19 protein-coding genes are annotated in these 22,890 nt (G+C 67.3%); 4 read left to right on the top strand and 15 right to left on the bottom strand.

Annotated elements, in window-relative coordinates; genetic code table 11:
- Nucleotides 1-18: 18 nt before the first annotated feature.
- Nucleotides 19-600, bottom strand: a complete 582-nt coding sequence (locus tag FOB72_RS26865) for an SCO family protein (RefSeq protein ID WP_191002279.1) — start codon at nt 598-600, stop codon at nt 19-21.
- Nucleotides 601-822: 222 nt separating this feature from the next.
- Here FOB72_RS26865 and FOB72_RS26860 point away from each other — a divergent pair, with 222 nt between their 5' ends.
- Nucleotides 823-1,731, top strand: coding sequence for a glycosyltransferase family 2 protein (locus FOB72_RS26860; RefSeq protein ID WP_191002278.1), 909 nt, complete (start codon nt 823-825; stop codon nt 1,729-1,731).
- 54 nt (nt 1,732-1,785) lie between these two features.
- Here the strand turns inward: FOB72_RS26860 and FOB72_RS26855 are convergent, their stop codons facing one another.
- From FOB72_RS26855 to FOB72_RS26845, 3 genes are all read right to left on the bottom strand, one after another.
- The gene (locus tag FOB72_RS26855) at nt 1,786-3,651 is read right to left on the bottom strand and encodes a serine aminopeptidase domain-containing protein (RefSeq protein WP_223851585.1); all 1,866 of its coding nucleotides are present in this window, start codon (nt 3,649-3,651) and stop codon (nt 1,786-1,788) included.
- Between the two features lie 96 nt (nt 3,652-3,747).
- Nucleotides 3,748-6,129, bottom strand: coding sequence for a polysaccharide biosynthesis tyrosine autokinase (locus FOB72_RS26850; protein ID WP_191002434.1), 2,382 nt, complete (start codon nt 6,127-6,129; stop codon nt 3,748-3,750).
- A 32-nt stretch (nt 6,130-6,161) separates the two neighbouring features.
- Nucleotides 6,162-7,748: a mannose-1-phosphate guanylyltransferase/mannose-6-phosphate isomerase gene (locus FOB72_RS26845; protein WP_150375952.1), complete on the bottom strand. Its 1,587-nt coding sequence runs from the start codon at nt 7,746-7,748 to the stop codon at nt 6,162-6,164.
- Between the two features lie 221 nt (nt 7,749-7,969).
- Between FOB72_RS26845 and FOB72_RS26840 the strand changes: the two genes are divergently transcribed.
- Entirely contained in the window at nt 7,970-8,995 is a 1,026-nt protein-coding gene (locus FOB72_RS26840) for a DUF1839 family protein (protein WP_150375951.1), read from the top strand.
- Between the two features lie 94 nt (nt 8,996-9,089).
- Here FOB72_RS26840 and FOB72_RS26835 read toward each other — a convergent pair whose 3' ends face one another.
- From FOB72_RS26835 to FOB72_RS26790, 10 genes are all read right to left on the bottom strand, one after another.
- On the bottom strand, nt 9,090-9,818 hold the full coding sequence (locus FOB72_RS26835) for a Crp/Fnr family transcriptional regulator (protein WP_150375950.1): 729 nt from the start codon (nt 9,816-9,818) through the stop codon (nt 9,090-9,092).
- A 407-nt stretch (nt 9,819-10,225) separates the two neighbouring features.
- Nucleotides 10,226-12,763, bottom strand: coding sequence for a glycoside hydrolase family 2 protein (locus FOB72_RS26830; RefSeq protein ID WP_150375949.1), 2,538 nt, complete (start codon nt 12,761-12,763; stop codon nt 10,226-10,228).
- Nucleotides 12,760-13,743, bottom strand: a complete 984-nt coding sequence (locus FOB72_RS26825) for a DUF1839 family protein (protein WP_150375948.1) — start codon at nt 13,741-13,743, stop codon at nt 12,760-12,762. Before FOB72_RS26825 ends, FOB72_RS26830 begins: the two co-directional genes overlap by 4 nt.
- Complete coding sequence (locus FOB72_RS26820) at nt 13,744-14,703, bottom strand: amino acid--[acyl-carrier-protein] ligase (protein ID WP_150375947.1); 960 nt, start codon at nt 14,701-14,703, stop codon at nt 13,744-13,746.
- Nucleotides 14,704-14,714: 11 nt separating this feature from the next.
- Nucleotides 14,715-15,941: an acyl-CoA dehydrogenase family protein gene (locus tag FOB72_RS26815; RefSeq protein ID WP_150375946.1), complete on the bottom strand. Its 1,227-nt coding sequence runs from the start codon at nt 15,939-15,941 to the stop codon at nt 14,715-14,717.
- Entirely contained in the window at nt 15,938-16,189 is a 252-nt protein-coding gene (locus tag FOB72_RS26810; protein WP_150375945.1) for an acyl carrier protein, read from the bottom strand. The genes FOB72_RS26815 and FOB72_RS26810 overlap by 4 nt, the downstream gene beginning before the upstream one ends.
- 59 nt (nt 16,190-16,248) lie before the next feature.
- Entirely contained in the window at nt 16,249-17,652 is a 1,404-nt protein-coding gene (locus FOB72_RS26805; protein WP_150375944.1) for an undecaprenyl-phosphate glucose phosphotransferase, read from the bottom strand.
- Between the two features lie 111 nt (nt 17,653-17,763).
- Nucleotides 17,764-18,375 carry a phosphatase PAP2 family protein gene (locus FOB72_RS26800; RefSeq protein ID WP_150375942.1) on the bottom strand — a complete coding sequence of 204 codons (612 nt, stop codon included), beginning with the start codon at nt 18,373-18,375 and terminating at the stop codon, nt 17,764-17,766.
- Nucleotides 18,376-18,595: 220 nt separating this feature from the next.
- Entirely contained in the window at nt 18,596-18,949 is a 354-nt protein-coding gene (locus FOB72_RS26795) for a hypothetical protein (RefSeq protein ID WP_411859849.1), read from the bottom strand.
- A 102-nt stretch (nt 18,950-19,051) separates the two neighbouring features.
- Nucleotides 19,052-19,561 (bottom strand): DNA-binding response regulator, encoded by a 510-nt coding sequence (locus tag FOB72_RS26790; RefSeq protein WP_223851583.1) that lies wholly within the window; start codon nt 19,559-19,561, stop codon nt 19,052-19,054.
- A gap of 56 nt (nt 19,562-19,617) precedes the next feature.
- Here FOB72_RS26790 and FOB72_RS26785 point away from each other — a divergent pair, with 56 nt between their 5' ends.
- On the top strand, nt 19,618-19,842 hold the full coding sequence (locus FOB72_RS26785; protein WP_150375940.1) for a hypothetical protein: 225 nt from the start codon (nt 19,618-19,620) through the stop codon (nt 19,840-19,842).
- Between the two features lie 37 nt (nt 19,843-19,879).
- Here FOB72_RS26785 and FOB72_RS26780 read toward each other — a convergent pair whose 3' ends face one another.
- On the bottom strand, nt 19,880-20,785 hold the full coding sequence (locus FOB72_RS26780; protein WP_150375938.1) for a response regulator transcription factor: 906 nt from the start codon (nt 20,783-20,785) through the stop codon (nt 19,880-19,882).
- A 543-nt stretch (nt 20,786-21,328) separates the two neighbouring features.
- Here FOB72_RS26780 and FOB72_RS26775 point away from each other — a divergent pair.
- Nucleotides 21,329-22,888: a phage integrase family protein gene (locus FOB72_RS26775; RefSeq protein ID WP_150375936.1), complete on the top strand. Its 1,560-nt coding sequence runs from the start codon at nt 21,329-21,331 to the stop codon at nt 22,886-22,888.
- Nucleotides 22,889-22,890 lie beyond the last annotated feature (2 nt).

Raw genomic sequence — 22,890 nt, 5'->3', positions numbered from 1 at the left:
TGGTGTCCGCGTGTGCCGTTATGTGTTTGCCAGATGGTCGAGGACGGTCACGATGTCCCCGGGCTCGGGCAGCGACGGACTACGCCAGCACAGCTGCGCCGCCGCGTTGAAAAAGTAGACCTGTGTGGTATGGCGATCGAGGTTCGCGTCGGGCGGGCGGCCGGCCAGTGCGCTCCGGAGGTCGCGCGCGTCGCCGACGGGAATCACGCCCGCCCACGATGGCCCCGCATTCATCTGGCGGAGCCACGCCTGCATCGACTGGGGGGTATCGCCGAGGGGATCGATACTGAGGGATAGCAGGCGTTTCGGGCGGCGTCCGCTGCTGCGTGCCAGGCCCTCCTGCACGGCGCCGAACATCGCGCCCTGCAGCGGGCACACCGAACTGCATCCCGTGAACATGGTTTGCACCGCAGTGGCCTTGCCGAGAAGCAGTTCGGGCAGGCGGCGGCGCTGACCGGTCGCGTCGAGCACCCAGATATCGGGTGCCGGCACCAGTGGATCGACAGGCCCCGTACCAATATGCGCCGCGAGGTCGCGCGAGGCGACGGCAAGGGCAGTGACAGAAATGCTGCGCAGCCAGGCGCGGCGGGTCCAGCTCATCGAAACGCTCCAGCCATCGGTGCATGCCGCACCGGATCATCGCCTCATCTTGCGAGTCCGATGGTGCCTTCATCCGTGCGCTTCCGCACAAAACACGCCTGTGGAGTGAAGCCGCACTCTGTCACCATCCGGGTAGGTGGTCAAACAGACCGATGCCGGAGAGCCACTGTTCTCATAGTTGGCATGACTACCCCAACAACAGGAAGAACCCAGGGAGAAAACGTGAATCCGCATCGGACACCAGGCGCGGCACACGCGCACCGCATCGCCGTCATCATCGCCACCAAGGGACGTCGGGAAGCCCTCTCGCACGTGCTACGGCTGCTCGAGACGCAGACACGCGCACCGGACCTCGTGGTGGTCTCGGCCACCTCGCAGGACGACGTGGAAACACCGTTCGTCACGACGTTGCCCATCGAGTACCTGTTCGGGCCCGCGGGTCTCCCCGCGCAACGCAATCGCGGGCTGGAACGGGTGCTGCAAGCGAGCGACATCGTGGTGTTCCTGGATGACGACTTCGTCCCCGCGACGGACTGGCTCGCGCGCTGCGCGGAAGGCTTCGACGCGCGTCCCAATGCGGCCGGCATGACCGGCGCGGTGATCCGTGACGGCGCCAACGGCGATGCACTCGACTGGGACCAGGCCGCGGCGTTGCTCGCCGACGATGCCGCGCATGCACCCGCGGGTGGGCTGGTGCCGGTGGGCAAGCTCTACGGCTGCAACATGGCATATCGCTGCGCCGCGATCGGCGACCTCCGCTTCGACGAACGGCTGGTGCTGTATGGCTGGCTCGAGGATATGGACTTCTCGCGCGCCGTGGGACGCCGGGGGCAGCTGCTCGAGGTCCATGCCGCGCGCGGGGTGCATCTTGGACTGCGCTCGGGCGGCCGGACATCGGGTAAACGGCTCGGCTTCTCGCAGATCGTCAACGCGTGGTACCTGTACGAGAAAGGCGCGTTGTCCGCGCGGGAAGCAATCCTCAACACGCTGCGCGCGCTTCTCGCCAACAGCGGCAAAGCGTTCTTCCCCGAGGCGCATATCGACCGTCGCGGGCGGCTCGCGGGCAACCTCATCGGTCTGCGCGAACTGCTGTCCGGACAGTGCCGGCCCGAGCGCAGCGCCGAACTCTGAGCGTAGCGCCGCGCTGAAGTTGCCGCCGGCCGCGGGCACCATGCGCGGGCCGGCTCAGTCCTTCTGACGGGCGACGGGATTCTGCGCGACGCGCGCGGGCACGCGCACGGGGCGCGGCGGCCGCACGGTATTGCGCGCGGCCGCGCGCTCCACGCGCACCAACTGGCGTGCCATCGAATCCTGCACGCGCGCCACGTGCGCGAGCAATTGCTCCGCAAACGCCTCGCGGCTCGCCACAAGGAACAGCGAGTGGTCGAGCATCGGCAGGATACGCACATCGACGGATGGCAGCGATGCAATCGCCTCCAGCTGCCGTCCGAAGCCAAGCCGCACTTCGCGCAGGCCCACGTCGCTGGCGCCATAGACGAAATCGGTGCGCACGCCGCGCCGGTTCAGCTCGCGCACGGCGCCGCACGCGAACGCCGACACCCCGGACTCGCCGCCGCCCTCCGTGTGCGCCGCGGCACCCGCGGCACGTGCGCGATGCCGGATCCGCCGCAGCGTCGCGCTGACGATCCGCGCCACATCGAGTCGGCCGCTCAGCAGCCGGCGCCAGTTTTCCCACTTGCAGGCCGCGGCCAAGTACACACGTGCCGAGCGCAGGTCGTCCGATGCCTCGGCCTCGTCGGCGGCATCCCAGCGGAACTTGACGAGGTTCGCGAGCACCACGCCGGTCACGTTCGGGTTGGCCAGTGCCGCGTGCAGGCTCAGGAAGGCGCCCGAGCAGACACCGGCGAGCACGATGCGCCGGTAGCCATGCGCGCGCATGCCGTCCACGGCGAGGCTGACGTCGTGGCGGGCCGTGCGCGAGTAGATGCTGGACAGGTCCATCGTACGCGCCGCGCAGAGGCTGTCGCCGAGCAGCGAGACGTCGAGCCGCAATGCCGCCACGCCCTCGCGTGCGAGACGGCGCGACAGCTCCACGAAGATCCGGCCATCGCCGACATGATGGTTGCCGCCGGTATTCGGAAAGATAACGACGAGATCGGCGGGGGCGCGCTCGGGCGTGCACAGGATGCCGAACAGGCGTCCGTTGCCGAGCCGCACGGGCTGCTCCACCATACCGTCCGCGAGCAGCGTATCGGGCGGTGGCGAGACGCTGACCGCCGTGATTGACTCGTGGGGGGACTCGTTGGGCTGCGAGCGCTCCGCCACCCATCCGACCACGGCTGCCCAGGCGCGTGACGGCACGTCGGCGAACTCGGCCGATCGCATCATCATCGGGTACTCGTCGAACCTCTCCATCCGCACCTGTGCGCCGAGCGAATGAAACTGCCCCAAAAGCGCGGGCGCCGGCGACACATGCTCCGGTCCCGCATCGAGCAGCAGCACGTGCGGGGCCGGCGCCTTGTCGAGGCGATCGAGCCGCAGGGCCTGGATAGCCTCGACAGTGGCAGCGGGCATGCGGAAGCTCAGCACATCCATATCGCCGGCGGGTGCCGGTGGCGGCTGCAGTTCGGGAATGGCGCTGTTGCGCCAGCCCGCGTGGAGCGCGCGCAACTCGCGCAGATAGGCGCGGCCGTCGGCCACGGGAGACAGCATGACGAGCCCCGATGCGCCCACGCGCGTCGCGGCCATGGCCGCCAGGCACGCGCCCATGCGCAGCCCGCACAAGACGACCTTTTCCACGGCGCCATGCCGCCGCAACAGCGCCGCGCCCGCCTCGATATCGGCCACGGCGCGCATCATGGGGTCCTGACTGGCGACATCGGCGGAGTCGCCCGTGCCCGCGTAATCGAAGCGCAAAACCGGCACGCCGGCGGCGGCCAGCTGATCGGCCAGATGGCGCCAGGCCCGGTGCGACCACACGGCCTCATGGCCCAGCGGCGAACACAACACTACCCCCGTATCCCGCGGACCGAGGGGCCCCGTACTGCCGTGCAACCATCCCGCACAGCCGTCGAAAATGACCCGTTGCATCGATTCTCCTCGTGCGGCTGCCTGAGGCAGCCCCGGCGATGCGCACGCAGGAAGGTGTACGCAGAAACGGGTACGCTCGCCGGCGCTTGGGTGTCGTCAGTGACTGCTTTTTTCTTCTTCGGCGGCCGCATGGGCGAGGCGCCTGGGTTCGTCCGACGTGCCGATCAATGGCATGCCGAGATACGGGTTCATGGTGCCGAACTCCGCGCGATTGCTGCGCCGGGGTGTCACGCCATTGAGAATGCCGCCGAGCATGTGGGCATCGGCACGCGCCAGCCGCTTGAGCGTTTCCTCGGCCTGCGAGGGCAGCGTCGATTCCGCGCGCAGCACCAGCAGCGTCGAGCCGGCGAGATTGGCAACCAGCGTGGCATCGGCCACTGCCAGCACCGGCGTGGTGTCGATCATCACGAGGTCGAAGCGCGAAGCGCAGGTATCGAGACACTCGGCAAACGCGGGCTGCATGAGCAGTTCCGACGGATTGACCGGTGCCGTGCCCGCCGACAACACGGAGAGGCCACTGACAATGCTGGGCCGTACGGCGTCGGACAGCTCGACACGCCCCGCCAGCACTTCCGCCAGACCGGGTTCCGGATGCTGGTCGAACCAGCTCGCCACACGCCCGCGGCGCAGGTCCGCGTCGATCAGCAGCACGCGCTTGCCCGCTTCGGCAAACAGCACGGCCAGGTTGACCGAGACGAAGGTCTTGCCCGCGCCGGCCGTGGGGCTCGTCACCGCGATCACATTGGCGCGCGGCGCCTGCGATTTGCCGCCCGTCGCCAGCATGGTGAAATGCAGGGCGGCGCGCACGTTGCGCAGTCCTTCCACCGCCATCGAATGCGGGGCATTGCGCGCAAGCAGGAAGTGGTCGTGCAGCACCATGCCGGGGAGCGCGTCGACGTCCTCGTCATCGTCGTCGTACAGCAGCGCGTCCACCACATCGCGGCCCGGCGGGGGCGACGCCAGCTGGGCAAGGCGCGCACCGCCTGGATACCAGTGCGTGCGCGTGCACGATGCGAGCAGCCGCTCCAGTTCCACCTGCTCGCGGCTGTAGCAGATATCGCCGAGCATCGGCAGCCCCAGACTCGCCTCCGCGTCACCGATGTTCGCGACCACGGGCTTGATACGCTGCCGGAACGAGACGAGCCCCATGGCCAGGAAGATGCCCAGCACGCCGCCGCCAGTCGTCAGCAGGCCCGTGCTCATGCCGATGGGCGCGGCGGGCATCAGTGCGGCGTCGACCACGCGCGTCGGACGCGCGCGGTCCATGCTCGCCAGCGACAGCTGTTCGAGCCGGTTGCGCAGGCCGATGTACGTATCCTCGGCCACCTTGACGTCACGCGTGAGCGCCACCGACTTCCGCTCGGTGACCGACAGGTTCTGCAGCTTGGAGTCCATGTCGCGACGTTCGCGCGTCAGCTGCTGGATCTGGTTGTCGATGGTCTTCACCTCGTTGGATTCCTCGGTGAAGCGCTGCAGTGCCTTGGTGCGCTCGAGCTTCAGCTGCGCGATCTGGCGCTGGTAATCCATGCTGCCGTTGAGGTACGACTGCGCATCCTGGCTCGGCTGGATCGAACCCTCTTTCGCGCGATAGCGCGTCAGCGCGGCCTCGGCGCGTTCGAGCTCGGCCTGCACGCGCGGCAGTTCGCCGGACAGGTAGGCAATGGCGGCCGCGCCTTCTTCGCGGCGCAAGCCCGCCTGTTCGCCGATATACGATTCCGCGATGCCGTTGACGAGCGGCGCCACCGCGGTCCGGCTCGGGCTCTCCCACGTGATGCGGACCGTGCTCGAGTCGTTGCCGTCGCTGTCGATGCGAAGATCGCGCGCGATCGTGTCGATCGTCTGCGCCGTGTCGCGACGGGTCACCACGAAGCGCGTGCCGGGGCGCGCGGCAATGCGGTCCACCTGGAACGTCACGCCATTGACCTGCACGCGCTCGCCCACGCTGCCCTCCAGCAGCGGCTTGTCGTTGTGCCACACGCGAAACGTATTGGTCGGCAGCACCTGAAGTACCAGCGGCGCGTTGAGCAGGGCGTCCGGCACATCGAGCGTGCGGACCTCTAGCTGCTCGCCGCCCCATGCGTAGCCGAGACTTTCCGGCCACGGCCCATGCAGGCTGCCGGGTTCGGCAAGGTGCGCGGCCACGCCGCCGATCAGCGGCGCGCGCAGCGGTTCCACCGAGACATCGAGGCGAAGGCGCTCGACCACCGGCCCCACGACCGTACGGCTGCGCAGCATGCCCGTGTCGAATGGTGCGGCGCGCTTCGCGCCGGCGCCGGTGTCGGCATCGTTCTGATTGACCTGGATCAGCGTGTTGGCACGGTAGACATACGGCCGCGAGACGGCGGCCACGCCGGCGATCATCGCGCCGACTGCGCCTGCGGCAAGGATCCAGCCCGCATGGTCCATCCACGCTCGCACGTGCACGGCCCGTTTGCGTCCCATCTCCCCCGGAGCCGGCATGGCGCCGGCAAATGACATGGTATTCACGAGATGCTCTCCTGGCGTGTTGCCTATTTGCGCCCGTAGTTGTCTTCGAATCTCACGATGTCGTCTTCCTCGAGATACGCGCCCGACTGGACCTCGATGATTTCGAGCGGTGTCTTCCCTGGGTTTTCGAGACGATGCAGCGTGCCGATCGGAATGTAGGTGGACTGATTTTCCGAAAGGATGCTGACCGTATCGCCACAGGTCACGCGCGCGGTACCGCGTACCACCACCCAGTGCTCGGCGCGGTGATAGTGCATCTGCAGCGACAGGCTCGCGCCGGGATCGACCACGATGCGCTTCACCTGGAAGCGGTCGCCATGATCGATCGAGTCATAGCACCCCCACGGCCGCCGCACCTTGCGATGGTTGACCACCTCGGCGCCATGTTCGGTGCGCAGGCGCTGCACCACGTTCTTGACGTCCTGCACGTGGTGCTTGTCCACGACCAGCACCGCGTCCGCGGTTTCCACCACCACCACGTCCTGGACGCCGACGCAGGCGATCAGGCGCCCTTCCGAATGCGCGAGGCAGGAGGTGGCGCCGTCGAACAGCACACGGCCCCGGCAGGCGTTGCCGGCGTTGTCCTTCGCCGCGATATCCCAGATGGCCGCCCATGAGCCGACGTCGGACCAGCCGGCATCGAGGGGCACAAGCATGCCGGGAATGCCGGGCAGCGCGTCGAGCTGCTCCATCACGGCATAGTCGATCGAATCGGAGGGACAGCCCTCGAACGCATTGCGCTCCAGCTGGAAAACTTCGGGCTGGGCCGCGTTTCCGCTCTCGCCAGCCATCTCGCAGGCGGCGCGGCACTGCAGGTACATCTCGGGCTGCAGCTGGCTGACGGCCTTGAGCCAGACCGACGCCCGCACCACGAAGATGCCGCAGTTCCACCAGTACTCGCCAGAATCCACATAGTGCTGCGCGAGTTCCAGATGCGGCTTCTCGACGAAGCGGTCGATCAGGAAGGCCCCGGGAGACACGGCAGCGCCGGCATGGATATAACCGAAGCCGGTCTCGGGCGCGGTGGGACGCGCGCCCAGCGTGACGATCGCGCCCTGCTCGGCGTGCTGCACGGCCGTGGCGACGGCATCGCGGAACGCTTCGGTGTCGGTCACGCAATGGTCGGCCGGCGTGGCGATCAGCACCGCATCGCCTGCGTCGCCGGCCGCGAGCAGCGCGTGGAGCGCCGCCACGGTCAGCGCGGGCGCGGTATTGCGGCCGCAGGGTTCCGACACCACGCGTGCCCGCTTGCCCTGCCGCTTCAGCATATCGCTCACCATGAAGCGATGTTCCTCGCCGCACACGACGATCGGCGGCGCATCGAGGCTCACGGGACGTCCGGTGCGCGCGGCCACGCCTTCGAGCCGGAGCGCGGTGGCCTCCAGCAGCGTGTCGTCGGCCACCAGGTTCAGCAGCTGCTTGGGATGCTTTTCGCGGGACAGCGGCCACAGGCGCGTGCCCGATCCGCCAGCGAGGATCACAGGTTGCAGCGCCACGCGCACGGGCGGCGCCAGCACCGTGTCATCGACCGCCCCCAACGCTTGCGCCTGTCCGGCAGGGGGGAGGGCGATGCCCGTCGGCGCGATGCCGTCCTGAATCCGAAGTTTCATGATGTCTCCTGCGTGCACGCAGAAATGGGTACGAAATCCACTCCGGCACGAGCGCCGGAAGATGCGGCCCAGTGTGAAACGTGCACTGCGCAGTATCTGTTCGATTCCGCACACGCTTGCCGGCGCCGCGTCGGCGCCGGCTGGGTTGGACAGCGAACAGATGCGCGGGCGCGCCGGTGCTGCAATGGCACGCGCTGTTTCCAACGTTCCGGAGGGACAAGATGGAGCAAGGCATCGAGACGGTCCTCGAACGCGCGGGCATCGACGGGCAGCAGGACACGCCGCGCCCCGGCAATCTGCACGGCGACGACGCGGTCTGGCAGGAAACCAACTGCTATATGGATCTTTGGATCGAACTGCTCTACGGCTGGGGGCTCGATCCGCGCGCGGCGCTCGCGTTCACGGTCACGCAGGATTTCGAAGGCGACCACTTCACCTTCTTCAAGTATCCGGTGGCCGACCTCGAGCAGCTCTACGGCACCGCGGTGCAGGAGATGGCGATCTACGACACGCTCGAGGCGCATATCGGGGAGCAGGTGGGACGCGGGCACACGGTGCTCGTCGAGGTCGACAGCTTTTACCTGCCCGACACGCGCGCCACCGCTTACCGCCGCGGTCACGTGAAGACCACGGTGGCTGTCGAGGGTATCGACACCGCGCAGCAGCGGCTCACCTACTATCACAACCTGGGCCGCTACACGGCCGTGGACGAGGACTATCGCGGTCTGCTGCGGCTGGAGCCGGCACTGCGCGACAACTCGCTGTTGCTGTTTCCTTACGCCGAATGCGTCAAGCGCGTGCGGCCGCCGCTCGATGGACGCGTGCTGTCCAATGCCGCCGCGGCGCAGATGCGCCAGCACCTGGACCGGCTGCCGGAAATCAATCCCGTCAGCCGGTGGCGTGAGGTCTTCGACGACCACGTCGGCACGATACTGTCGCGCGGCGATGCGTATTTCCATCATTACGGATTCAACCTGCCGCGCCAGCTCGGCGCCAATTTCGAGATGCTTGCGCATGGCCTGACATGGCTCGGGGAACACGGCTATCGCGTGCCGCAGTCGATCGTTGCCGGCGCAACGTCGATCGCCACCGAATGCAAGGTGCTCCAGTTCCGCCTGGCCCGCGCCGTCGCGCGGGGCCGTGCGGACGCGTGCAGTGAATGCCTGGACACGCTCGAGAGCGCCTATACGCATGTCACGCAGGGGCTGCTGAACTCGTTCGGCCGCGCCAGTGCCTGGCAGACGTGAACCGATGCGAGAAGGCGGCGAGTGAACGGCCTGCGCGGCCATTCATCTCCGCCCGCTCGCGTATCGCCGCCGGCTCACGTCGCCGCGTTCGCGCTCAGGCATGCACGCCGGCCAGTGCCGGCAGCAGGCGGTCGTATTCGCGCTTGACCAGCTTGTAGCATTCGCAGGAATGCCGCTCGAGGCCGCAACGGTCCAGCACCGTGATATGGCCGCGGCTATGGTGGATCAGGCCCAGGTCTTCGAGCTTGCCGGCCGCCTCGGTCACGCCCTCGCGGCGCACGCCCAGCATGTTGGCAATCACCTGCTGCGTGATCACCAGTTCGTTGGAGCTCATGCGGTCGATGGCCAGCAACAACCAGCGGCACAACTGCTTGTTCAGCGAGTGGTGGCGGTTGCAGGCGGCCGTCTGCGCGATCTGGGTGAGCACGGCCTGCACGTAGAGCAGCGTCACGCGCTGCAGCGTGGGCATATGGCCCAGCTCCGCACGCAGCACGCGCGCCGGAATGCGATAGGCAAAGCCGGGACTGCGAACCTCCACGCGGCTCGGCATGGTGTCGCCGCCCGTGACCACGGGAATGCCGACCAGGCCCTCGTTGCCCACCGCGGAGAACTCCACCGTGGCGCCATCCTCGAGCAGCGACAGCAGCGATACCACCGAGGTGGTCGGGAAGTAGACGTGCACGATGCGCTGGCCGGAATCCGTCAGCAACTCGCCGGCACGCAGGCGAACCAGTTCGAAATGCCGCGAGAGCGTTTCCCACTCATGGCGAGGCAACGCGCTGAGCAAGTGATTGACATGCAGGTCCGACCGATGCGTGATCATTTTTCTCTCTCCCATTAACCCCGGAAGAAGCGATATCGGTCCGCGCCGCACCTGACGTGCGATATGTGACCCGACTTCGCCGCTCCACCGTATCTCGATGACTGACGAAATTTCGGCAACCTTTTCAGCATTCGCCGCGGTTGCCACCCGTGTTTCCCTGTCCCAGGCGATTGGCCCGGTTTGCTCTTGCTGTGCTTGTATTAAGTGTCATGGCGCACAGAACTGACAGTAGGCAGACGGATAGGTCAGACGATCATGCTTTGGTAGGTTGTATGGAGGAAAACGGCGGAGACGGCACGCGCGGGACACATCCGCGTGGAGGATGGGTCGAGTGGGGCGGCAGGGGGTTGAAGCGGCATTCCGCCAGTCCCGGCGTGGGCTGGCGGGAAAGGTGGAGAAGGTTGAGGTCAGCCTTGATAGAACACCGGCGAATCCGCGTTGAGCGCGTGGATCTCACCCGAAGGGATGGCATGCGCACTGCCTGCCGCGGCGGCCTCATGCATCAGGCGGACACGACGCGTTTCGCCGGGCCCGAGGTGGAACCAGTCATGCTCCGCGACGAACGCGTGGTCATCCACATGGACCCACCGCGCGAAGCGGCGCGTACCGATGGTGAGCCACCACTCGCCGTCTTCTTTCGCGACGCTGGCATGCAGGCCCGGATCGCGCAGCGCGGCGGCACGCCTGTCGGGCAGATAGGCCGACTGGCTGAGCAGCGTGCCCGCGTCATCGTGCAGTGTGGCCAGCACGACGTCGTGCGCGGGCGGCCCGAAGCGGTACGCATAGGTGAAGTCGAAGAAGTGGTCGAGCAAGGCCGCGGCCGTCAGCTGGCGCGTCTCGCGCGGTGCCAGCGTGACGTCGAGCGAGGCGCGTGCCGCCACCGCTTCTCCATCGCGCAGGCAGCGCAATGACAGCCGTACCGTCCGCGGTGCCGCCGTCTCGTTGACCAGATGGATGTGCAGCCCGTTGAGCCCCTCATCCGTCAGGATGACCTGCAGCGGCTGCCACACCTGACGCAATGCATGCCAGGCCGACTTCGGCCGCGCCTGGGCGTCGACGATTCCCCATCCCGCCCCCGGCTGCAGGTCCTGCAGCTGCCATACCAGCCCGCCCGCGCACGAGGAGCCCGCCCGGCGCCATTCGCCGAACACCTCGGTCATCAGTTCGGCCACCACGGCGCGCGACAGCATGAGGTAACGCGCGGGCTGCTCGTAGCGCAGTCGCGGCGGATCGACGTCATAGAGCGCGCGCAGGTAGTAGTCGCGGATATCCTCGAAGTCCCACGACGCGCCGGCATCGCGCGGCACGCGCGCTTTCCAGCGCGGATCGTGCACGGGCTGGGTCAGTCCGGCTTCGGCCAGCGTTCGCGCGCAGGGCACATTGGCGAACGCCAGGCATTCGGCGGCAAAGCGCACACCCGCAAGGCGGGCATCCGACAGCGGACGCTGGTAGGCGCCGACGCCGTAGTAGTGGGTCACGCCGGTGTCGGGCTGGAAAGGCCACGCGCCATCGCTGGGCGAGTTGCGTACATAGACCACGTCTGGGCGATGCTCGGCCACGAGCCCCGGAATGAGCGTGTCGAACAGCGGCTGGCGCCAGTCGCCGCGCGCCGCGCCCATCATCGCCGCCTGCTGTTCGGCTTCGCTGCCGCCGCACAGCACGGCAAGGCTCGCGTGGGCGCGCGTCGAGGCGAGCCACTGCGCGACCTCGCGCGCGGCGTCGTCCATCAGGCCCGCATTCGCACCGCCCGCATCGCCGTAGTCGAAGTTGGCGAACATGAAGTCCTGCCAGACCATCAGGCCCAGCGCATCGCACTGGCGATAGAACGCCTCGCCCGGATAACAGGTCACGCCGCTCACGCGCACCATGTTCGCGCCCGCGTCGCGCGCCAGCCGCAGCCAGCGCGCCACCGCCTCGTCGGTATCGGCAAGGCCCGGCAGATCGTGCGTCGACACGCACGCTCCCCGGCAGAACACGCGCTCGCCGTTGACGCGCAGCGTAAAGGCGCCGCCCTCGCGATCCGCCTCGACGGTACGAAAGCCGACATGCCCGCAGGACACCACATTGCCACCGATACTTGCCTCGACCCCATACAGCGCGGCCTCTCCGTGCGTATGCGGCCACCAGCGCTGCACCGCGGGCACGCGCAGTTCGCCGGCCAGGAGGTTCGGCGCCACCCTGCGCAGTTCGCCATGCCACATGGCGTGGTCGGGACCGGTAACGGCGAACGCGCCATGCGCGGGCGTCAAACCCGCGATATGCAGGCGCAGCGCGACGATACCGTCCTCGCCGTCGAGGCGGCTGGACAGCTCGGCCCGCACGCCGCGCGTCGGCTCGGTGCCCATGGGGTCGAGCAGCTCGATATCGCGCCACGGGCCCACCGCGTGCACGGGCGGACACCAGCCCGGCATATGGCCGAGCAGCGTGGTCCGCACGGTGCGCAGCGTGGGCGGCACGATCATGCGCGGCTTCCACCGGACCGGGCCGCGTTGCCCGCGCAGCCATGGATGCAGCGCGCGGAAGCAGATATGGAGCACGTTGTCGGCACCGGCGAGCTCCACCTCGACCTGGTGGGCGGCAAACATATGGCGCGTGGTCAGCACCTGCACGCCATTGAGCCAGACCTCCGCGATCGTCGCCAGGCCGTTGAAGCGCAGCAGGCGGCCACCGCTGCCGGAGAAATGCAGCCGGTACCAGTAGTCATGCCGATGCAGGGGCGGCGGCGCCGTATCGTCCCAGCGGTTCGCGGCGCGCAGCGCGCCCGCCACGGTGCCTGGCACCTGCGCCGGCAGCCAGTGCCCGGTTTCCGACAGTTCGTCGGGATGGGCCGCGGCATTCGCGAACGTCTCCAGGAATGTCCAGTCGCCCTCGAGCCTCGAAGGGCCGATTGCCACGCCAGGCTGCAGCAGGCGCTGCAGGGCAAGCATAGGGTCGCGCGCGGTCATGAGACAGTCTCCCCGAAATAAGCGGCCAGTGCCGGCACGGTGCCCCGGTAGGCCAGTTCGAGCTGCTCCAGGCAGTCTTCGCAGCTATCGGTCTTGTGGCTGATGACGGCGCGCATCAGGCGGAACTGCATGACCATCGCCTCCGACGCCATCGTGTAGCAAGACTCGGCCACCGTATCGGGCAGCACCTGGCCATTCATGACGAGCCAGCGCAGGTAGCAGCCCAGCAGTTCGAAGTTCGCGCCGAGCTGGCGCAGCACGCTCGCGGCATAGGCCTGGAACGTGGGTTCGCCGCACGACATCAGCCGCTCGAGATGCGCGGGAAACGCGGCGCGAAACGCCTCGATCGGATTCGACCGGGGACGCCGTCCCAGATGACCGCGCAGGAGCTGGAGCGAGACGCGCACGAGTTCGTCGGAGCTCGGCGCCTCGAAGCGCCGCCGCACCACCTCCGCGTGCGGGAACGTCGTGGTGCCCCACATGGCATCGTTGCCGGGCAGGCGGAAGATGGACATGTAGTCGTCGCCGCTGGCCGTGTGGTAGCCGTCGTGGTGGTAGTAGCCCACCGCGGTGGCTTCCGGCACGAGCACGTCGATCGCGATGCAGGAGCGCGCGTGCTGCCGGCGATAGGCGCCCGGCGGCTGCGGCAGCTGGTAGTTGTCGACCTCGAGCAGCACCGCGTTGCCTCGGTTCGTCTGCGCGGCCACATGCGCCTCGAGCGATCCATAGGTCGACAGCTCGTCCTGCACGATGCCGTAGAGGCGCTCGAGATCGGCCGACGGAATGTTCGACGACGTGAACTGGTCGCCTTCGAAGTCGAGCGTGACGGTGAATGGCAAGGCCGCGATGGGCTCGAAGTTCCATCCGTGCAGCAGCTCGACCCAGAGATCGATATGGCGATTGACGTGCGACCACACGGGGTTTCCCCCGAACAGTGCGCGCGTCCCGCCGCGTGTACGAGCCTTGCCGTCACCGTACATTCACACGCCTCCCAGCGTTTCCCGTACTGCCTGTGGCCAGCGCGAGGGATCGAGCCCATGGTGGCGCAGCAGCGCCAGCGTGAGGCGTTCGATGCCGAAACCCACACAGCCGGTATGCGCGACGCCACCGTCGGGCAATGCGATGTGCCAGAGCTCTCCGAAATGGTCCATGTGGTAGTTGAAGCTCATGCATGCCGTCGGCCCGGCACCGTCGTTGACCGGAATCAGCAGTTCGAACTTGAGCTTCTGTTCGCGCTGGCTGTCCGCCACGATCTTGCCGCCGCGGCCGAAGAACGGATCGTTGGCGATATCGAGTTCGACGGGCAGTTGCAGCGCGCGGCCGAATGCCTGCCCGCGCGCCATCCAGCGCTCGCGGAACGCGACGATCTGCTCCGGCGTGCCAAGGCAGACGAACTCGCGCATCCGGAACAGCTGCATGCGGGTAGGCTCGAGCGATGGCTCGTGGCGATAGCAGTACGACAGCACATCCACCACCTTGCCGTCGTCCGGCAGCGCTCCGCGCCGGGCAATCACCGGATAGACCGGATAGCACGCGGCGGGCGTCAGTACCACGCCCGTCGGCGCCTGCTGGTCGGTCCAGTCCTCCTTGTCCTCGAGCCGGGCAAGCAGCCGATGATGGCCACGATCGTCGCCGCAGAAACTGTGCACCGTGCCCGCGAGTTGCGGAAAGCTCTTGAGGTACTCGCTGGTCTCGAAGTCCTGCTGGCCCATGGCCGGCGGAAAGCGCAGCACTTCGGCGTGCTGGTCCGCGCCCATCCGCGTGACGGCCGCGTTCAGGCCGTCGGCAATGGCTTCGAACACCGCGCTGCGCCCGTACAGGCCCGGCACGCCGGACTCGATCAGAAGTCCCGCGTCCAGCAGCCGGCGCAGGAACGTCGGCTGTGCCGCATCGCCCGCGCCACCGACCGGCTTCACGTCTGTCAGTGCTTGTACATCCATGTCTGTCTCCGTCAGGAACGATCCGCGAGCAGCAGGTTGGCCGTGTTGGCCTGGATGCGGTCGTTGTTGATCATCAGCGGGGCCGACCACAGGTCGCGCAGCTGGCGGCCCAGGCTGAAGGGCGTGCCTTGCTTGTAGCCAGCCATGCCGCAGACCATCAGGGCCTGCTGCGCGGCCTGCAAGGCCAGCGCGGAGAGCGAGGTCTTGAGGCCATTCATTTCCGCGGCCAGCGCGAACGCCGCGGAGACGGACCCCCCCTCGGAGCCGCCATCGGCCCGATGCCGCGCCTGCTGATGCGAGAGCGCCATCTCGAGCCGCGCCTCCATCAGCTGCAGCACGCCGACCGCCTCGGCCACACGGGCACCCGATGGCGGCAGGGAGCCGGGACGCGCGCGCGCCTGCCCCTGAAAGAACGTCTTGGCACGCGCCACGGCATCGGTGGCCACGCCCAGCCACAGCGCACCCCAGACGATGTGCGAAACGGGCGTCATCGTGCCGTCCGCAATCTCGTTGAAGGGCACCGGCATGATCTGTGCGACGTCGCCCGTCGCTTCCAGCCGAAAACCGTTGCTGCAGGTACCACGCATGCCCAGCGTGTCCCATGTGTTGAGGCTCTGCAGCGTGTAGTCCTGTTTCATGGCGCAGACCAGCACCTGGTCCGACGGCGCCGCATCCGCGTGGCGTCGCGCCGTGACGAGAATGCCGTCCGCATGCGCGCCATAGGAAATGGTGGGTGCCATCTTGAGCAGATGGAAGCGGTCGCCATCGGCACTCACCGCGCAACCGCTGGTGCGCAACGCGCCGCCGATCGCTTCTTCCGAAGTCGCCGAAGCCAGCAGCAGCTGCTCGCCCGCCACGCGCGCCAGCAGACCGTCATGCCATGCACTGCCGCCACCGTGCTCCACGACGCAGGCCACCTGGATCTGATGCATCGCGTAGATCATGCCGGTTGCCGCGCATGCCTCCCCGAGGATGCGGCAGATCCTGGAGACTGTCGCCAGCGATGCCCCCGCGCCACCCAGCGTGACAGGTACCATGGCGCCCAGCAGCTTCTGCTCGCGCAGCGCGGCAAACGCTTCTTCGGGAAAGCGCGCGTCACGATCGACCGCGTCCGCGTGCTGAGCCGCGACGGCGGCCGCGGCACGCGCGCCGGCAAACAGGGCGTCCGCGGCCGCACTGGAAGCGATGGCGTCACCGGGGTTCGCGTGCGCGAGCGCGATCCGGGCCACGGCGCTCACGCAGCCTCCTGGCGCTGCCGGATCGCCGACACCGCGCCGGCCAGCGAATCGATGCTGCGGAACAGCTGGCGCGTCAGCATCTGGTCGGGAATCTCGATATCGAACGCGTTCTCGAGGGCGAGCATGACATGCACGGTGGCCAGCGACGACAGTCCGGCCGCGTAGAGATCGTCGTCGTCGGCCAGGGAGGCCGGCGGCACGTCGAGCCGTCCGACGTCGCCAAGAATCTTGCGGATCGTTGTCTTCATGGATTTCCTCTGCTGATGGTCTGCGCGCCGGACGGCGACCTGCTGCCGCCCGGTGTCTCTCAGTAAGCGGTGGCACCGGCCCAGCCATGCAGGGCGGTACGAAGGATGATGCGAAGGTCGAGCTGGAACGACCAGTGCTGGATGTAATAGATGTCGAACTCGATGCGGCGGCGCATCTTCTCGACCGTGTCGGTCTGCCCGCGCAGCCCGTTGATCTGCGCCCAGCCCGTGATGCCCGGCTTGACGCGATGGCGCAGCATGTAGCGGTCGATCAGTTCGCGGTAGATCTCGTTGTGCTCCATCGCATGCGGACGCGGTCCGACCACCGACATCTCGCCACGCAGCACGTTGAAGAATTGCGGCAATTCGTCGAGGCTCGTGCGCCGCAGGAATGCGCCCACGCGCGTGACGCGCGCATCGCCGCGGCATGCCTGCGTCACACCGGTGTCCTCGTGCATCTTCATGCTGCGGAACTTGTAGACATGGAACTGCCGGCCATCGATGCCCAGCCGCAGCTGACGGAACAGCACGGGGCCCGGAGACGACAGCTTCACGAGCACGGCGATCACCAACAGGAGCGGGGAGAGTCCGACGATGGCGGCCAGGGCGAAGATGCGGTCGAAGCTTGCCTTGAGCACGCCGGTGATGCCCGACACGGGCGGCGCGTTCAGATCGATGACGGGCAGCCCCATGAAGTCGCTGAAGCGATGGCCCAGCAGTTCCACGGACGCGACATCGGGCACCCAGCGAATATCGATCAGCTCATTGCGGAACTGGCGCACCACATCGGACAGGTCGCGGCACGCGGCCATCGGCAGCGTCAGCCAGATCTCGCGCACGCCCTCGCTGTGCACGAACTGGTTCACGTCGTCCATCGTGCGCAATGTCGCCACGTTGGCGGGAATCGCCTGCGACGACTCGTCGTAGATGCCCACCACGCGATAGCCCGCGGCGCGAATCTGCTGGACGCGCAGGTACATCTCCCGGCCGAGCGGCCCATAGCCGAAGATCAGCACACGCTTGGCGTTGATGCCCTGCTCGCGGACGTTGGCCAGCATGCGGAACATGATCACGCGCCCCGCCAGCAGCGCGGCGGACGAGGTCAGGAACCAGCCCATCGACCAGATCCGCGACACATGCCCGATCTGATGGATCAGAAACGTTCCCATCAGCGCTGTCAGGAACACCGTGGCCCACGCGGCACCGGTGCGCAGCGCCAGCACGGCCTGGCTACGGCCACGCCACGAGTCGTAGAGGCCGAATGCGGGAAACACCACCAGCGCGCCGAGCGCGCACAGCATGGTGAGAAAACCGTGAACGGCGTTGGCCTGTTGCAGCCCTCCCGGAAAATGCAGCTCGCCTACGATGACGCCGCTGGCCGCGATCAACACCGCGTCGCCGAGTCTGTAGAGGTAGTGAAGCGCCGTACGCCGCTCGGCGGCAACATTCCAGTTCGATGCCATGACCGCTCCCAAACCCTTGCGGGATTTCTATCTGGGTCATGGTTGCGCACGCGTCCCGGAGCGTCTGTTAGCGGGCGCACACACGTTGGCGTGCGTGGAGCGCCGCCGATCCTACAAGAACGAGGACCACTCGCCCCGCTCATAGGGGCGATCGCGTCCGGACAGGAACGTGGCGAGGTCCTGCACCCACACGTGGGTCACACCGGCGAGGCGGCCCACCGGCAGGACCAGCAGTGTGGCGAGTGCCGCCGATACGAGCGCCATCGTCATCGCGCCTCGGGGTACGCCACGGCGCATGATGAACGGCACGCTGACGCAGAAGCCGAGTGCAAGGCCACTCGCGACTTCGGAGACCGAATGCGCGCCGAGCTTCAGCCGCGACACGCCCACGGCAAGCGCGATCAGCACGCCGGCTAGCGCCGCCAGCGATCCCAGCCTCGGGCGGCTGGCGGGCACGGCCAGATACAGCAGCACCGGCAGGATCGAAGCCGCCATCACGGCGTGGCCCGAGAAGCCGGTGAAGTTCATGCGCTCGCTGCCGATGCCCCATCCCATGAACGCGAGCTTCGAGGCAAGCACCAGTGCCGCGATGGCGGAGAACGCGAACAGCCAGTGGCGCGCGACGTCGGTGGCGCCTCGCCATCGCAGCCAGCCGTAGAGGAATGCCGCGCATGGGATGAGGAACGCGGACTCGCCGAGAAAGGAAACCAGATGCCATTTCATGTCAGGTTCAATACGTTCATGTCGTCGCGCCGCGTGGATATGATGAACTTCGGACGAAGGACATCGGGGATGAGATGCCCGTCGCGCATGCGTCTTCTGGTTGATAGAGCACCCAGAGTGGATTCGATATGCTCAAGGTAATGTCCGCCCATTCCACATGGACGGACATTTCAAAGCCCGCATGGTCCCCCGGTCGGCGGGCTTCTTTTTTGGTGCGCGCTCAACGCGCCGGGGTATCGTAACGCGGCGGAATGTCGGAGGGCGACAGGCCGTCGGGAGACGCCGCGCGATCGACCGCCTGGGGATGTGGCAAGCCCGGATGAGGCGAGGCCGGATGAGACCATGCCACGATCATCGCGCGGGCGCGCTCCACATGCCGGGTCGCCTCGCGCTCACCGATCTCGCAGGCCGCGACGATCGCCGCGGCCTCGGTCGGATACCGTCGTCCATGCAATTCGCCCCGATATAACAACAGCGGCTCGCCACTGACGATGGCGAGCCGGATCTCGTAGCAGCATGCCCATTTTCCCCGGCCCTCGCGCACGGCGAACCCGTGGACGACCAGGATATCCAAACCGCGTTCCATACGACCCCCTGCTTCCCGCGCCGACTGGCCTCTGTACCAGCTTCTTTCGACGGGCGAGTTCAGCATAGCCCTTTCGAGGGTCGCGCGCCTTCATCCCATCGCAGTAGAGCCGTCGGGGCCGCCGGCATGTACGCTGCCGATGGATGAGTGGAGTACAGGGGGCGGATCAGCCTGACGGTTGTGCTCGCGCAGCAGCGTCAGCGCAGTGCGCGGAAAACACTGGCCGCCAGCCCATGCGAGCGAGGCCGCCGCACAGACCAGTTCGACCGGTGCGGGCACCGCGAGGCAGCCGCTCGCACCGAGGCGCGCGGCATGGAACATCAGGCCCGCATCGAGCGCATCCGACAGGACGAGCCATCGGCGCGGTGCAAGCCGGGTGCGTACGAGATCGAGCAGCGCGCGCGGGTCCTCGTCCACCCCGCTGCAGTCGACCAGGGCGATATCGACGGTGTGGCCCGAGGCCGCCCACTCGTCATCGGTGTCATCGGCAAGCCAGTCCGGCGTGCGCCACAGCACGGGCATGGGCAGGTCTTGTCCTTCCATGCGGCGCGCAAGGATACGGCACATCATCTCGTTGCTGGCGATCAGGTAGGTCGTCATCGAGCATTCGGCGAGGGTGGAATGGCGTGGCTTGGTGTGCCTGCCATTCCCCGTTCATGATCGGCATCCGGATATCGGCGTGCGGCATGGTGGCGGTATCGGATCGTGCCGGGTTGAGGCCAATCGTTCTGCGTCTGGGCTTTCTTCGTCTGATCGTTGTTATCGGGCTGATCTCGCGCATCGATCCGCGCGTCCTGCTCCTTCACAAACTAGCAACGTACAAGCGCCGCCGCCTCATGCAAACGGATGAGACGGCGGCGCAGGATGATGTAGACAGCTGAACGCGGGGCATCGGACACCGCGTCGGTTCGCGCAATGTCAGGCCGCTTCGCAGGCCTCCCGCAGCGGCATGACTGCCGGTGCGGAGGACGAGCCGGGACGCGGCGTAGCCGTCGGGCCGGCCCAGTTCAGCGTGGCACCGCGCTGCAGCGCGACGTAGACGGCCTCGCCCTTGTTACGCACATGCAGGCGTTGATACAGCGTGCACGCATGCGTCTTGGCGGTCGCCACCGAGATGTTCAGCAGCCGGCTGACCGTCTTGATCGGATAACCGCGGGCAAGCAGCGCGAGCACTTCATATTGACGCTCCGTGATATTGAGCAGGTGCGCGCCGGCGGCCGGCGTTTCCGGCGGCACCGCGGCGGCGCGTCCATGCGCTTCCGCGACGGGCAGCTCGCCGTGCGTGGTAGCCACGCTGTGCAGCGGCACGACGATCGGGGCTGACGGATGACGCGGCTCCGAAGCAGGCATCTGGCGCGACGGCGTCCCGGCGATGAACTGGCCTGGCTGCTGCATCGCTTGTTGTCCAAGGTGCAGATCGCCCCAGCGCATCGCGGGCAGTTGCGACGGGAAGCACTCCCCGCCAGCCAGCACCAGCCGGATCGCGGCTTCCAGCGCATCGGCACTGCACGACTTTGCCAGCAGTCCGCGCACGGCATCGGGCAATCCGCCCTCCGGCAGGGCCGGCGGCACATGTTCGGCAAGCACGAGCACACGCTGCGGCGACAGCTGGCGGCAATAGGTTGCCAGCGTGTCCCAGCCGGCGGCGGCATCGGTCGGCAGCCCATAGATCAACAGATCCGCGTGGCTGGTCCAGGGGTCGGGATCGGCCAGCACGGCCGGATCAACGTCGATCAGATCTCCGGGCATGTGCGCCTGGGCAAGCAGGTGACGAAGTCCAAGGCGCAACAGCGGGTGAGGCTCGAGCAAGAGGATGGTGGCCATGGCCGCTCTCTCTTATTATTGGCGCGACCCCGGTTGCGACGGACCGTGTACGCGCTGATTGGAAATGCTCCGCTTATATCGTGGCTGCACTTCCATACGGTCTGGGCGAAACCTCCTGATCCATGCAGCGCGTCCCGTCCTGGCTCATGCTGCTGGATCCTCCCTCGAGGATGCCCGACCGCCCCGTTTGCGTCATGTTGACGCGTTAGATACTTCTGAACTCAGATTCAAAACTTATCTAATTCTGGCTTCAGCATAGGTATCGTCCACTTCAATTGCAAGCGCATGCTGCGACGCAATGGGTATGTCCTTAAATGTATGACAACGATTTCACGCCATATGGGAACGGCGGGCCACTTACCGCGCCATTTCTCTCGCTGACCTCCTTCTTCAGTGGGGTCAATGTTTTGCAACAGCGGTATTGGCGCCCTGGCAAAAATAATTTACATTAACTTTTGTGATGCAAAAGCGCCCGGTTCGACCCGTCGGTCCGCGGTTTCGGTTATAGATCAGTCACTTAGGTGAAATGCAGGGCACAGGCGGATGAGCGAAGACCGGGATACCCTTGCCGCAACGAAGCTGACGCGGACTGAATTTGCCGTCGTCCGAGCGTACGCGCAAGGCATGCGGCCGGTGGATATTGCCAACCGGTACCTGCTTGACCCCGACGACGACGATGCCCTGACGGAAGCCCAGGCGATCACGCGCATCCTGTCACTGCGCGACCGCCTGGTGCAGTTTGCACTGCAGCACGACCGGCCTGACATCGCGGATATGTTCGAGGCCCTGCGCGGGCGGTCCGACGTAGGCATGACGCGCCGCGTGGACGCGCTATCCTCGCTCGAACAGTTGGGCCAGGGACGGCCGCAGCAGACGCACGAGGTCGGCCTCTGGTTCGGCCCGAGCCTCGCCCGGCGCCTCACGGCTGCCGGTCTGCTGCGCATCGCCGACCTCACCGCCCTGGCCAACCGGCGGGGCAGCAGCTGGTGGCGCGCCGTACCCCGGCTGGGCCCGAAGTCCGCCGACACGATTACCCGATGGCTGATCCAGCAGGGCTCGCTGGAAGGGACGCGCCCGGTCGCATGGGTCCGGCCGTACGTCACGCCGGCGCTGGCAGCATCCGCCCGGCAGCCATTGCGGGCGATGCCGCTCGCGCGCGGGATGCCCTATCCGGTGCCGCTCGAGCATATGGCTGCGCCCACACATGAGTCTCATAAAGCACTTTACGCCCATGTGTCGTGGGTTCGGCGCTGGCTGGCGCGGCCGCTCCAATCGCACACGCTCAAGAGTTATCGAAGGGAAGCCGAGCGCCTGCTGCTTTGGCTAGCCGCGCAGGGCCTGACGCTCGCCGCGTTCGATACCGATGCGTTCGCGCGTTACGCAGCCTTCCTCCAGGCACCCGAACCGGCGACGTTCTGGTGCGGACCCGCGGGGCCGCGGGATGCCGAGTACTGGCGGCCGTTCGAAGCCCCGCTGAGCGCGGCCTCGCAGGAAGCCGCGCTACGCGTCGTCCGTGCGCTGATGCGGGCCGCCCATCGCGATGGGATCGTTGGCGTCGTTCCTTCGTTAGCGGGAGGCCCCCATCCGGGGACCGACACGCACCGAACCGGCGGCGCCTTGCCCGTTGCGGCCTCATCCGGCCCGTCACTGAACGACGCGGACATTGCGGCGTTTCTGGATTGGCTTGAGCGGCAGGCTGCGGCACCGGTACCGGCCGACCCGGCGCTCGCGGACCGGCGCCGCGTCGCATGGATCGCCGCGCATCTGGTACGACAGGGGGACACCCTCGGGGCCATCGCCGCGCGCCAGTGCACGGCGCCCTGGCCAACTTCGGCGCCCTTCTGGACGGCGCTGTCCGCGCACTGGAATGCCCGGGGTATCGATCCCAGGGCAACGCCGCATGCATCCCTGCTTGCCCCGCTCCATGTGCCGCCGACGGGCCGCGCCGCGGCGCGGCACGGTCCCGGCTCCCTCAGCGGGTACTCCCCCAGCGGGCTGGATCAACTGCTTCGCAGCATCTGGAAGGACTATGTCCGGCAGCAGGGGCTCACGCTGCCACCGTTCACGCCGAAGATGCTGCGCCTCGGCCGGGAGGCGGCATGATC

This window comes from Cupriavidus pauculus, assembly GCF_008693385.1.
Lineage (GTDB): Bacteria > Pseudomonadota > Gammaproteobacteria > Burkholderiales > Burkholderiaceae > Cupriavidus > Cupriavidus pauculus_D.
The sequence above is the reverse complement of the archived record's forward strand: the minus strand, read 5'-3'. Positions and strand labels throughout refer to the sequence as shown.